Annotated in this window: 10 protein-coding genes and 1 tRNA gene; all 11 read left to right on the top strand. The window is 46.5% G+C overall.

The window, feature by feature from the left end:
• The first annotated feature begins 83 nt into the window (after positions 1-83).
• The 11 genes from tuf (at position 84) to rpsL (ending at position 13893) form a co-directional block, all read left to right on the top strand.
• Complete coding sequence (tuf, locus tag ACMXYX_RS16475) at positions 84-1307, top strand: elongation factor Tu (protein ID WP_415882739.1); 1224 nt, start codon at positions 84-86, stop codon at positions 1305-1307.
• 65 nt (positions 1308-1372) lie between these two features.
• Positions 1373-1448, top strand: a tRNA-Trp gene (locus ACMXYX_RS16470).
• A gap of 13 nt (positions 1449-1461) precedes the next feature.
• Entirely contained in the window at positions 1462-1878 is a 417-nt protein-coding gene (gene secE / locus ACMXYX_RS16465) for a preprotein translocase subunit SecE (protein WP_415882747.1), read from the top strand.
• A gap of 13 nt (positions 1879-1891) precedes the next feature.
• Positions 1892-2425: a transcription termination/antitermination protein NusG gene (nusG, locus tag ACMXYX_RS16460; protein ID WP_415882746.1), complete on the top strand. Its 534-nt coding sequence runs from the start codon at positions 1892-1894 to the stop codon at positions 2423-2425.
• 101 nt (positions 2426-2526) lie between these two features.
• Positions 2527-2961, top strand: coding sequence for a 50S ribosomal protein L11 (rplK, locus tag ACMXYX_RS16455; protein WP_297305736.1), 435 nt, complete (start codon positions 2527-2529; stop codon positions 2959-2961).
• A complete protein-coding gene (rplA, locus tag ACMXYX_RS16450; protein WP_415882745.1) occupies positions 2961-3656 on the top strand; it encodes a 50S ribosomal protein L1 in 696 nt (231 codons plus the stop codon). Before rplK ends, rplA begins: the two co-directional genes overlap by 1 nt.
• A gap of 214 nt (positions 3657-3870) precedes the next feature.
• Positions 3871-4362 carry a 50S ribosomal protein L10 gene (rplJ, locus tag ACMXYX_RS16445; RefSeq protein ID WP_415882744.1) on the top strand — a complete coding sequence of 164 codons (492 nt, stop codon included), beginning with the start codon at positions 3871-3873 and terminating at the stop codon, positions 4360-4362.
• Positions 4363-4432: 70 nt separating this feature from the next.
• Positions 4433-4804 (top strand): 50S ribosomal protein L7/L12, encoded by a 372-nt coding sequence (gene rplL, locus ACMXYX_RS16440; RefSeq protein WP_007021372.1) that lies wholly within the window; start codon positions 4433-4435, stop codon positions 4802-4804.
• A 168-nt stretch (positions 4805-4972) separates the two neighbouring features.
• Positions 4973-9073, top strand: coding sequence for a DNA-directed RNA polymerase subunit beta (rpoB, locus tag ACMXYX_RS16435; protein ID WP_415882743.1), 4101 nt, complete (start codon positions 4973-4975; stop codon positions 9071-9073).
• A 74-nt stretch (positions 9074-9147) separates the two neighbouring features.
• The gene (gene rpoC / locus ACMXYX_RS16430) at positions 9148-13374 is read left to right on the top strand and encodes a DNA-directed RNA polymerase subunit beta' (protein ID WP_415906292.1); all 4227 of its coding nucleotides are present in this window, start codon (positions 9148-9150) and stop codon (positions 13372-13374) included.
• A gap of 144 nt (positions 13375-13518) precedes the next feature.
• Complete coding sequence (gene rpsL, locus ACMXYX_RS16425) at positions 13519-13893, top strand: 30S ribosomal protein S12 (protein WP_007021369.1); 375 nt, start codon at positions 13519-13521, stop codon at positions 13891-13893.
• Positions 13894-13928 lie beyond the last annotated feature (35 nt).

Raw genomic sequence — 13928 nt, 5'->3', positions numbered from 1 at the left:
TTTATTTTTAGGGTAGATATAGTAATATATCTGCCCTTTGTTATATTTGGCACTTTGTAAATTAATTTGCACTGGACAGACTGATGGCTAAAGAACAATTTGAACGCTCAAAACCGCACGTTAACGTTGGTACAATCGGCCACGTTGACCACGGTAAAACTACTCTAACAGCAGCTCTAACTCGCGTATGTGCAGAAGTATGGGGCGGCGACGCTGTTGCATTTGACGGTATCGACAACGCTCCAGAAGAGCGTGAGCGTGGTATCACAATCGCAACTTCTCACGTTGAGTATGATTCTCCAGAACGTCACTACGCACACGTAGACTGTCCAGGCCACGCCGATTATGTTAAGAACATGATCACTGGTGCTGCACAGATGGATGGCGCGATCCTTGTATGTGGCGCGACTGATGGTCCAATGCCACAGACTCGTGAGCACATCCTACTATCTCGTCAGGTAGGTGTACCTTACATCGTAGTATTCCTAAACAAAGCAGACCTACTAGCAGAAGACTGTGGTGGTGCTGACTCTGAAGAATACGCTGAGATGCTAGAATTGGTTGAAATGGAGCTTCGTGAGCTTCTAGACCAGTACGAATTCCCAGGTGATGACACTCCAATCATCCCAGGTTCTGCTCTAATGGCCCTAAACGGCGAAGACGACAACGAACTTGGTACTACTGCTGTTAAGACTCTAGTTGAAACTCTAGACTCTTACATCCCAGAGCCAGAGCGTGCTATCGACGGTGCATTCATCATGCCTATCGAGGACGTATTCTCTATCCAGGGTCGTGGTACTGTAGTAACTGGTCGTGTTGAGCGCGGTATCATCAAGGTTGGTGAAGAAGTTGAAATCGTAGGTATCAAAGAAACTACGACTACTACTTGTACTGGTGTTGAGATGTTCCGTAAGCTTCTTGACGAAGGTCGTGCTGGTGAGAACGTTGGTGTTCTACTGCGCGGTACTAAACGTGAAGAGGTTGAGCGTGGTCAAGTACTAGCAGCTCCAGGTTCTATCACTCCTCACACTCGTTTCGAGGGTGAAGTATACGTACTATCCAAAGAAGAAGGCGGTCGTCACACTCCATTCTTCAAAGGTTACCGTCCACAGTTCTACTTCCGTACAACTGACATCACTGGTGCATGTGAGCTTCCAGAGGGTGTAGAAATGGTAATGCCTGGTGATAACGTTCAAATGGACGTTACACTAATCAACCCAGTAGCAATGGAAGAAGGTCTACGTTTCGCGATTCGTGAAGGTGGCCGTACTGTAGGTGCTGGTGTTGTATCTAAAATTGTTGAATAAAATCAACAATTAGGTATTGCCAACTGGTAGGGAGGCTTATACAATATGCCTCCCTATTATGCAGTAGGCCAGTGGCTCAATTGGCAGAGCAGCGGTCTCCAAAACCGCAGGTTGGGGGTTCGAGTCCCTCCTGGCCTGCCATCTCTTTTCTGAGATGGCATCAAGACACAAGCTATTTTTAAGTAATCCTGAGGCCCTAAGCGTGAATGCCAAAGTGAATTCCGAAGGTTCAAAGTTTGATGCCCTTAAGTGGGTCGCTGTAGTAGCAATTGTTACTGCGGGCGTTGTAGGTAACTCTGTATACGCAGATCAGTCTTTGTTCTACCGTGTGGTTGCACTGCTTGTGTTAGCGTTGATTGCAGGTTTTATCTCTCTGCAAACAGCAAAAGGGAAAGCGTTTTTTACTTTGTTTAAAGAAGCAAAGCAGGAAATTCGCAAAGTAGTATGGCCGACACGTCAAGAAACAGCGCAGACAACAGCGATTGTTGTGGTTGTGGTTCTGATTATGGGTTTGGCGTTGTGGGGGCTTGACTCATTGTTGAGCTGGTTAGTATCTGGAGCAATAGGTTAAGAGGCTGATAAGCATGTCTAAGCGTTGGTATGTTGTTCATGCGTACTCCGGGTACGAAAAGCGTGTAATGAATACGCTGAAAGAACGAATTGAGCTGCATTCTATGCAGGATCTTTTTGGTGAGGTGTTAGTGCCTACCGAAGAGGTTGTTGAAATCCGTGACGGTAAGAAACGTAAATCTGAGCGTAAGTTCTATCCAGGTTATGTGTTGGTGCACATGGATATGAATGATGAAAGCTGGCACTTGGTTAAGAATACGCCGCACGTTCTTGGATTTATCGGTGGTACTGCAGGTAATCCTGCGCCGATCACAGAAGCAGAAGCTAACGAGATCCTAAGTCGAGTTGAGAGCGGTGTTGATAAGCCGCGTCCGAAGACTGTATTCGAGCCGGGTGAAATGGTTCGAGTTATCGATGGGCCGTTTGCTGACTTTAATGGTGTGGTTGAAGAGATTAACTACGAGAAGAACAAGCTGCAGGTGGCAGTGTTGATTTTCGGTCGATCTACACCGGTTGAATTGGATTTCGGTCAGGTCGAAAAAGCCTGATTTAGAGTTTTAAGGAATAACCTCAGCGAGAGCTGGGGTTTTTCTGTCTTGAGAAAATGGGGAGCTGTAAGGCGTTTGAACCCACTAGGAGTTAAATAAAAATGGCTAAGAAGATTGAAGCTTATATCAAGCTGCAAGTTCCTGCCGGCGGCGCTAACCCGTCACCACCAGTAGGTCCTGCCCTAGGTCAGCATGGTGTTAACATCATGGAATTCTGTAAAGCGTTCAATGCTCAAACTCAGAGCATGGAAAACGGCTTGCCAGTTCCTGTTGTAATTACTGTTTATGCTGATCGTAGCTTTACTTTCATCACTAAAACACCTCCAGCAGCAGTTCTTCTGAAGAAAGCTGCAGGTCTTAAGAGCGGTTCTGGTCGTCCAAATACTGAGAAAGTGGGTAACGTTACTCGCGCTCAGATGGAAGAGATCGCAACTGTTAAAATGCCTGACCTAACTGCTGCAGATATGGATGCAGCTGTACGTACTATCGCAGGTACTGCGCGTAGCATGGGTCTGATTCCGGAGGGTGATGAGTAATGGCTAAGTTGACTAAGCGTCAGAAGCTAATCGCTGAGAAAGTTGAAGCGGGTAAAGCTTACTCTATTGAAGATGCAGTTTCTCTACTATCTGAACTTTCTACTGTTAAGTTCAAAGAGACTGTTGATGTTGCTGTAAACCTTGGTGTTGATCCGCGTAAATCTGATCAGGTTGTTCGTGGTTCTACTGTACTGCCAAACGGTACTGGTAACGATGTTCGTGTAGCTGTATTTGCTCAAGGCGAAAACGCTGAGAAAGCAAAAGCTGCAGGTGCTGATGTTGTTGGTTTCGAAGACCTAGCAGAGCAGATGAAAGGTGGCGATCTGGACTTCGGTGTTGTTATCGCAACTCCAGACGCAATGCGTGTTGTTGGTCAGCTTGGTCAGGTTCTAGGTCCGCGTGGCCTAATGCCTAACCCTAAAGTTGGCACAGTAACTCCAGATGTTGTTACTGCTGTAAACAATGCTAAAGCTGGTCAGGTTCGTTTCCGTACTGACAAGAACGGCATCATCCACGCAGGTGTTGGTAAAGCTGACTTCGAAGCGGCTGCTATCAAGCAGAACATCGAAGCACTAGTTGCTGACCTTAAGAAGCTGAAACCAGCTTCTGCTAAAGGCGTGTATCTTAAGAAAGTAACCCTGTCGACTACTATGGGTCCAGGTTTGCTAGTTGATCAGGCTTCTCTAGAAGTTTAATCGACATGAAAGGTTTTTTGAGGGTCTTCTGTACCTGTTACACAGAGATGAAGGCCGTCAAAGACCGCAGGTGATAAGGGTTTCCTTATCTTAATGGGCTAAACCAGCCTGCGCAGACGGTGAGATTCTGTATTTGAATCAAACCACCGTACTCGGAAAGCCTCAGAAATGAGGCGGTTGGTAATAAGTCGAAAGACTACTCCAGGAGTAAATCGTGGCATTAGGACTCGAAGATAAAAAAGCGATCGTCGCTGAAGTCCAGGAAGCTGCATCTAGTGCTCTGTCTGCTGTTGTTGCGGATTCCCGCGGCGTTGAAGTAGGCGATATGACTGCACTGCGTAAAGAAGCTCGTGAAAACGGCGTATGGCTTAAAGTTGTACGTAACACGCTTGCTAAGCGCGCAGTTGAAGGCACTGACTATGCATGCCTACAGGACACTTTCAAAGGTCCAAGTATCATTGCTTTCTCTCAGGAACACCCGGGCGCTGGCGCTCGTATCCTGAAGAACTTTGCGAAAGACAATGAGAACTTTGAACTGAAAGCAGCAGCATTCGAAGGTGAAGTTGTAGACGTGGCTATGCTAGCAAGCTTGCCAACTTACGACGAAGCAATTGCGAAGCTGATGGCTTGCATGAAAGAAGCTGCAGCCGGCAAACTATGCCGTACTATTGCAGCAGTTCGCGACCAGAAAGAAGAAGCTGCGTAAGTTTATACGCACCTTTATTTATACAAGTTTTAATGAGCCTTCGGGCTTACAAATATCAGGAATATAGAAAATGTCTCTGACTAACGAAGATATCCTAAACGCAATTGCTGAAATGTCTGTTAAGGACGTTGTTGCTCTTATCGAAGCAATGGAAGAAAAATTCGGTGTAACTGCTGCTGCTGCTGTAGCTGCTGGTCCTGCTGGCGATGCTGGTGCGGCTGCTGAAGAGAAAACTGAATTTGACGTTATCCTAACTGCTGCTGGCGATAAGAAAGTTAACGTAATCAAAGCAGTACGTGGCGCTACAGGTCTTGGCCTGAAAGAAGCTAAAGGCATCGTTGACGGCGCTCCAGCTGCTGTTAAAGAAGGCGTTAGCAAAGAAGAAGCTGAAGAACTTCAGAAAGCACTGGAAGAAGCTGGCGCTTCTGTTGAAGTTAAGTAATAACTTCATGCTAATCCGAACAGATTTCTGTTCGAAGTGCTGACGGCTGGTGGCTATATGCCACCGGCCTTTTTCCGTTATTTATAGACAGCAAATAAATAGCGGTAACACAGTCCGAAACGGGTTTTCGGCCTGCTTATAAATTGGTGCACTTGCTGGGGAACACTGATGGCTTATTCATACACTGAAAAGAAACGCATCCGTAAGGACTTCGGTAAATTGCCGCAAGTAATGGATGTGCCTTACTTGCTGGCAATTCAGCTTGACTCCTATAAAAAGTTTTTGCAGACAGGGGTTGAAGCAGCAGATCGTTTAGATGCTGGTCTGCATGCAGCATTTAACTCCGTCTTCCCGATCGTGTCCTATTCTGGAAATGCATCTCTAGAATATGTTGGCTACCGTCTGGGTGAGCCTGTATTTGACGTAAAAGAGTGTCAAATACGCGGTATTACATACGCAGCGCCTTTGCGTGTGAAAGTTCGTCTGGTTATTTATGACCGTGAATCCAGCAACAAAGCCGTAAAAGACATCAAGGAACAAGAAGTCTACATGGGCGAAATGCCTTTGATGACTGAAAACGGAACTTTCGTAGTTAACGGTACTGAGCGTGTAATCGTATCTCAGCTACACCGTTCACCAGGTGTGTTCTTCGATCACGATAAAGGTAAAACACACTCTTCTGGTAAGCTACTTTACTCTGCGCGAGTGATTCCTTACCGTGGTTCTTGGTTAGACTTTGAATTTGATCCAAAAGATAGCCTATTCGTACGTATTGACCGTCGTCGTAAACTGCCAGCAACTATCTTGTTGCGGGCTTTGGGTTACCAGGCTGAAGAGATCCTAGATATCTTCTTCGATAACACGTCTTGGAACCTGACGTCTGAAACAATCAACATGAAGTTGGTTGCTGATCGTCTACGTGGTGAGACACTATCTTTTGAAGTGAAAGATCCTGAAGGTAATGTGATTGTTGAAGCGGGTCGTCGTATCACGCCTCGTCACATTCGTCAGATGGCAAAAGCCAATATGGAACAGCTTGAAGTACCAATGGAGTACTTGGCTGGTAAGGCGATTGCAAAAGATGTTATTGATCCATCTACAGGTGAGTTGATCTGTGGCTGTAACGCTGAGATTACAGAAGAACTGGTTGAACAGCTTCGCGCTGCAAATATCACTGAGTTCGAAACTCTGTACACGAATGATCTAGATTGTGGTCCATTCATCTCAGATACGCTACGTAATGATCCTACGCGTAACCAGTTAGAAGCATTGGTAGAAATCTACCGTATGATGCGTCCTGGTGAGCCACCAACAAAAGAATCTGCTGAAGCATTGTTCGAAAACCTTTTCTTCACTGAAGAGCGTTACGATCTTTCTGCTGTTGGTCGCATGAAGTTCAATCGCCGTCTAGGTCGCGAAGAAGTTACTGGATCTGGCGTACTAGACAAAGAAGATATTCTTGAGGTTATGAAGACCTTGATTGATATCCGTAACGGTAAAGGTACCGTGGACGATATTGATCACTTGGGTAACCGTCGTATCCGTTCTGTTGGTGAAATGGCAGAAAACCAGTTCCGTGTAGGTCTGGTTCGTGTTGAACGTGCTGTTCGTGAACGTCTAAGCATGGCGGAATCTGATAACCTGATGCCTCAGGATCTAATCAACGCTAAACCTGTTGCGGCTGCAATTAAAGAGTTCTTCGGTTCATCTCAGCTGTCTCAGTTTATGGACCAGAACAACCCGCTTTCAGAAGTAACTCACAAGCGTCGTGTTTCTGCATTAGGTCCAGGTGGTCTAACGCGTGAGCGTGCGGGCTTCGAGGTACGTGACGTACACCCAACTCACTACGGTCGTGTATGCCCAATCGAAACGCCGGAAGGTCCAAACATCGGTTTGATCAACTCTTTGGCAACATTTGCTCGTACAAATGACTATGGTTTCCTAGAGACTCCATACCGTCGTGTAGTCGATGGCAAAGTAACAGATGAGTTGGATTACCTATCTGCGATTGAAGAGAATACATTCGTAATCGCACAGGCGTCTGCAACAATGGATGACGAAGGTCGTCTATTGGATGAGCTTGTAACAGTTCGTCACCTAAACGAAACAACAGTAATGTCACCTGACAAAGTTCAGTACATGGACGTATCTCCACGTCAGGTTGTATCTGTTGCGGCATCATTGATTCCATTCCTAGAGCACGATGATGCGAACCGTGCATTGATGGGATCGAACATGCAGCGTCAGGCTGTACCAACACTACGTGCTGATAAGCCGCTAGTAGGTACTGGTATCGAACGTAACGTAGCTCAAGACTCCGGTGTATGTGTTGTGGCACGTCGCGGTGGTCTGATTGAGTCTGTAGATGCGAGCCGCATCGTTGTTCGTGTAAACGACGACGAAGTTACAGCGGGCGATGCAGGTGTAGATATCTACAACCTGACTAAATACACACGTTCCAACCAAAATACATGTATCAACCAGCGCTCTATCGTTAATCCTGGTGATACTGTAAAAGTTGGCGATGTTATGGCTGATGGTCCATCCGTTGATATGGGTGAACTAGCACTTGGTCAGAACATGCGTATCGCCTTCATGCCTTGGAATGGTTACAACTTTGAGGACTCCATCCTAATTTCTGAGCGTGTAGTTCAGGAAGATCGTTTCACAACTATCCACATTCAGGAACTAACCTGTGTGGCGCGTGATACGAAATTGGGTTCTGAAGAGATTACATCAGATATTCCAAACGTTGGTGAGTCTGCACTAGCGAAGCTTGATGAAGCAGGTATTGTTCACATCGGTGCTGAAGTAGGCCCAGGTGACATCCTTGTAGGTAAAGTAACGCCTAAAGGTGAAAGCCAGCTAACACCAGAAGAGAAGCTGCTGCGTGCGATCTTCGGTGAGAAAGCATCAGACGTTAAAGATACATCTCTACGTGTTAAAACAGGTACTGTTGGTAAAGTAATCGACGTACAAGTATTTACACGTGACGGCGTTCAGAAAGATGAGCGTGCGCTATCTATCGAGAAAGCAGAGCTTGACGCAATCCGTAAGGATTTGAACGAAGAGCTACGTATCGTAGAGCAAGCAACGTTCGAACGTCTAGGTCGTGTACTTGTTGGCTTGAAAGCTGACGGTGGTGCTGGCCTGAAGAAAGGCGAAGAGATTACAGCTGAATTCCTAGCTGGATTGTCTAAATCTGATTGGTTCAACATCCGCGTTTCTGATGAAAATGCAGTTGAACAGCTAGAGCTAGCTCAGAAGCAACTAGAAGATCGTAAAGAATCTCTAGATAAGCGTTTCGAAGATAAGAAGAGCAAGCTGCAGACAGGTGATGATCTTGCACCTGGCGTCCTTAAGATTGTTAAGGTTTACGTTGCTACTAAGCGTCGCGTACAGCCTGGTGACAAGATGGCGGGTCGTCACGGTAACAAGGGTGTTATCTCTGTAATCATGCCTGTAGAAGACATGCCTTACGATGAGAACGGTGAGCCAGTAGATATCGTACTGAACCCACTGGGTGTACCGTCTCGTATGAACGTAGGTCAGATCCTAGAGACACACATGGGTATGGCTGCGAAAGGCTTAGGTCGTCGTATCAATGAGATGCTGGATCAGGAGCGTGAGCGTACTGAAACAGTAACTGAGATTCGTAGCTTCCTAGATCAGATCTATAATGCAGATCTGGGTGCTGGCATGAACAGCCGCACAGAAGATCTAGATAGCTTCTCTGATGATGAGATCCTTGAGCTAGCTAAGAACCTATGTGGTGGTGTGCCTCTAGCTACACCTGCTTTTGACGGTGCGAAAGAGGTTGAATTGAAATCTCTACTACGTCTTGCAGGTTTGAGCGACACAGGTCAGTCAACGTTGTTTGACGGCCGTACCGGCAACAAGTTTGACCGTCCTGTAACTGTTGGTTACATGTACATGCTGAAACTGAACCACTTGGTAGACGACAAAATGCACGCTCGTTCTACTGGTTCTTATAGTCTTGTTACGCAGCAGCCGCTGGGTGGTAAGGCGCAGTTCGGTGGTCAGCGTTTCGGTGAGATGGAGGTATGGGCACTAGAAGCATACGGTGCTGCTTATACTCTACAAGAGATGCTTACAGTTAAGTCCGATGACGTGAATGGTCGTACGAAGATGTATAAGAACATCGTCGACGGCGATCACCGTATGGAGCCGGGTATGCCGGAATCCTTCAACGTACTTATTAAAGAGATCCGTTCTCTGGGTATCGACATCGAGCTCGAATCCGAATAAGCACAAAACTGTATACCAGGCGGGGGTCGCCTTCGGGCGGCCTCAAGCAAGAACTCCGTTAGGAGCTTGAAAGAATGAAAGATCTGCTGAATCTGCTGAAAACACAGGGCCAATCTGAAGAGTTCGACTCTATCAAGATCACTCTGGCCTCTCCGGAAATGATCCGTTCATGGTCGTACGGTGAAGTTAAAAAGCCGGAAACTATTAACTACCGTACGTTCAAGCCAGAACGTGAAGGTCTATTCTGTGCCAAAATATTTGGTCCAGTAAAAGACTACGAGTGCTTGTGCGGTAAATATAAGCGCATGAAACACCGCGGTGTTATCTGTGAGAAGTGTGGCGTTGAAGTAACGCTAGCTAAAGTTCGTCGTGAGCGTATGGCGCACATCGAACTTGCTTCTCCTGTAGCGCATATTTGGTTCCTTAAGTCTCTGCCATCCCGTATCGGTTTGATGCTGGATATGACGCTACGTGATATCGAACGTGTTCTTTACTTCGAATCTTTTGTAGTAATCGATCCAGGCATGACTACGCTTGAGCGCGGTCAGCTACTGAACGATGAGCAGTACTTTGAAGCGCTAGAAGAGTTCGGTGATGACTTCGACGCACGTATGGGTGCAGAAGCTGTTAAAGAGCTATTGTCTTCTATTGAGCTTGAAGAAGAAGTTAATCAACTGCGTGAAGAACTACCGCAGACTAACTCTGAAACTAAGATCAAGAAGCTTTCTAAGCGTCTTAAACTACTAGAAGCTTTCTACAAGTCAGGCAACAAGCCTGAGTGGATGATTCTTGAAGTACTACCAGTACTTCCACCAGATCTTCGTCCGCTAGTACCACTAGATGGTGGTCGTTTCGCGACATCTGATCTTAACGATCTTTACCGTCGTGTTATCAACCGTAACAACCGTCTTAAGCGTCTACTTGACCTTAATGCTCCAGATATCATCGTACGTAACGAAAAACGTATGTTGCAGGAATCTGTTGATGCATTGCTAGATAACGGCCGTCGCGGTCGTGCGATTACTGGCTCTAACAAGCGTCCTCTAAAATCTTTGGCTGATATGATCAAAGGTAAGCAGGGTCGTTTCCGTCAAAACCTTCTAGGTAAGCGTGTTGACTACTCTGGCCGTTCTGTAATCGTGGTAGGTCCGTACCTACGTCTACACCAGTGTGGTCTTCCTAAGAAGATGGCACTTGAGCTATTTAAGCCATTCATCTTCTCCAAGCTAGAGCTTCGTGGTCATGCGACTACAATCAAAGCGGCTAAGAAGATGGTTGAACGCGAAGAAGCACTAGTTTGGGATATCCTAGACGAAGTAATCCGTGAGCACCCAGTACTACTTAACCGTGCTCCAACACTTCACCGTCTTGGTATCCAGGCATTCGAGCCGGTACTGATCGAAGGTAAAGCTATTCAGCTACACCCACTAGTTTGTGCGGCATATAACGCCGACTTCGACGGTGACCAAATGGCTGTACACGTTCCACTGACTATTGAAGCTCAGTTGGAAGCGCGTGCGTTGATGATGTCTACAAACAACGTACTATCACCTGCCAATGGTGAGCCGATCATCGTACCTTCTCAGGACGTTGTATTGGGTCTTTACTACATGACTCGTGAGCGTGTGAATGCGAAAGGTGAAGGCATGGTATTTGCCGACATCGAAGAGATTCAGCGTGCACAAGGTGCAGGTCAACTTGATCTTCAGGCGAAGATTAAAGTACGTGTTACTGAAAGCATTCGTGACATCGAAGGTAACCTAGAAACGATTACTGAAATGAAAGAAACAACAGCCGGTCGTGCGTTGTTGTTCGCAATCGTTCCAGCAGGTCTACCTTATGAGCTTGTTAACCAGCCAATGAAGAAGAAAGCGATCTCTCGCCTTCTTAACGAAGCGTACCGTCGCTGTGGTCTGAAAGATACAGTTATCTTTGCTGACCAACTGATGTACATGGGCTTCCGTCAGGCAACTATGTCTGGTGTTTCTATCGGTGTTAACGACTTCGAAATTCCAGCTGAGAAAACAACTATTATCGATGAAGCAGAAGCTGAGGTAATGGATATCGAACGTCAGTTCGCTGATGGTTTGGTAACTCAGGGTGAGAAATACAACAAAGTTATCGATATCTGGTCTCGTGCTAACGAATTGTTGGCTAAGAAGATGATGGATAACTTGAAGACTGAGCCGGTTGTAACAAAAGATGGCGAAGAGTCCGAGCAGGAATCTTTCAACTCTGTATACATGATGGCCGACTCCGGTGCCCGTGGTAGTGCTGCACAGATTCGTCAGTTGGCGGGTATGCGTGGTCTTATGGCTAAGCCGGATGGCTCTATCATCGAAACACCGATCACTGCGAACTTCCGTGAAGGTCTAAACGTACTTCAGTACTTTATCTCGACTCACGGTGCTCGTAAGGGTCTAGCCGATACGGCATTGAAGACAGCTAACTCCGGTTACCTAACACGTCGTCTAGTAGACGTAGCACAAGACGTAGTTATCACAGAGCATGATTGTGGTACTGAAGAAGGTCTTGTGATGGTACCTCTGATCGAAGGCGGTGACGTAGTAGTTGCGCTTGGTGATCGTGTTCTAGGTCGTACAGTGGCTGTCGATGTACTAGACCCGCAAGGTGTAGAAGTTCTAATCGAAGCGGGTACGTTAATCGATGAGGCATGGAAACATCGTCTAGAAAACGACGAGAAGTACTCTTCTATCGATGAGATCATCGTACGTAGTGCAATCACGTGTCGTACTCGTCATGGTATCTGTGCGAGCTGTTACGGTCGTGATCTAGGTCGTGGTCACTTGGTTAACCCGGGCGAAGCAGTAGGTGTTATCGCTGCTCAGTCAATCGGTGAGCCAGGTACACAGCTAACAATGCGTACGTTCCACATTGGTGGTGCGGCATCTCGAGCAGCTGCTGTAGATAGCATTCAGGTTAAGAATGGCGGTGAAATTCGTCTTCACAATCTTAAGTTTGTAGAGCGTCCAGATGGTGCGTTGGTTGCGACTTCTCGTTCTGGCGAGCTAGGTGTAACAGACGAGCACGGCCGTGAGCGTGAGCGTTACAAGCTTCCATACGGTTCTGTGATCAAAGTTAAAGACGGTAGCTCTGTTGAAGCAGGCGACATTGTAGCTAACTGGGATCCACATACTCACCCAATCATCTCTGAAGTGGCGGGTAAGGTTGAGCTTTCAGGTATGGAAGACGGTATTACCGTTAAGAGCCAGACTGATGAGCTAACAGGTCTATCTACAACTGAGGTATTGGACGTTAAAGATCGTCCAGCAGCAGGTAAAGATATTCGTCCTATGATCAAGCTATTGGATGCTAAAGGTAATGAAGTAATGCATCCGGGTACAGATTCTGCAGCGCAGTATCTACTACCAGCTAAAGCGATCATGAACCTTAGCGATGGCGCTGAAGTACAAGTAGGTGACGTTCTTGCACGTATTCCTCAAGAAGGTACTGTGAACAAGGATATCACCGGTGGTCTGCCACGAGTTGCGGATCTATTCGAAGCACGTAAACCGAAAGAGTCTGCAATTCTTGCAGAAGTTTCTGGTCTAATCGGCTTCGGTAAAGAGACTAAAGGCAAAAAACGTCTTGTAATCTCTCCAAGTGATGCAGAGCCACATGAAACAATGATCCAGAAATGGCGTAACCTAAACGTGTTTGAAGGTGAGCATGTTGAGAAGGGTGAGGTTGTTTCTGATGGTCCGTCTAACCCGCATGACATTCTACGCGTACTAGGTGTAGAAGAGTTGGCGAAATACATCACTGGTGAAATCCAGGACGTATACCGTCTACAGGGTGTAGGCATCAACGATAAGCACATCGAAGTAATTGTTCGTCAGATGTTGCGTAAAGTTGAGATCGTATCTGCGGGTGATTCTACATTCATCCCAGGTGATCAGGTTGAATACCAAGCTGTGTTGGCAGAGAACGAAGAGCTAGAAGCTGCAGGTAAGATCCCAGCTAAGTACGATCGCGTACTATTGGGTATCACTAAGGCGTCTTTGGCTACTGAGTCCTTTATCTCAGCAGCATCCTTCCAGGAAACAACTCGAGTTCTAACGGAAGGTGCGGTAACAGGCAAGCAGGACTTCCTGCGTGGTCTGAAAGAAAACGTGGTAGTAGGTCGTCTGATCCCAGCGGGTTCAGGTCTTGCTTACCATGAAGAGCGTAAGCGCAAACGTGCTCAACCTGCTGAAGGTGAGTCCGTTACAGTAAGTGCTGAAGAAGTTCAGCAGGCACTGACAGAAGCGCTAAATGCTTCAATGCCAGATGCTGAATAACGATTTATTCGAAAATATTGAATAAATAGTATCCAGTATTTGACGTTTAGGGCCGGAATTGATTAAAATTCCGGCCCCTTTGTGATTGGATTGTGTAAATCCAATTTTTTTTATGGTGTTAAATCAAAACGTGGAGTTTGCTTAATGGCAACGATTAACCAGCTGGTACGTAAACCACGTAAACGCAAAGTTCAGCCAAGCGATGTTCGTGCATTGCAGGCTTGTCCTCAGCGTCGTGGCGTTTGTACCCGTGTATACACCACTACTCCGAAAAAACCGAACTCAGCACTACGTAAAGTATGTCGTGTTCGTTTGACCAACGGCTTCGAAGTTGCTTCCTACATTGGTGGTGAAGGTCACAACTTGCAGGAGCACAGTGTTGTTCTAATTCGTGGTGGTCGTGTTAAGGACCTTCCTGGTGTTCGCTATCACACAGTTCGTGGCGCACTAGATTGCTCAGGTGTTAATGAGCGTAAGCAAGGCCGTTCTAAGTACGGTGCTAAGCGTCCTAAGTCTTAATCGTCGTCCCAACATAGTGCTTTAGTTATCTAAAC

The organism is Neptuniibacter sp. QD72_48 (assembly GCF_047778065.1).
Lineage (GTDB): Bacteria > Pseudomonadota > Gammaproteobacteria > Pseudomonadales > Balneatricaceae > Neptuniibacter.
This window is presented reverse-complemented; position numbering and strand designations above follow the sequence as displayed.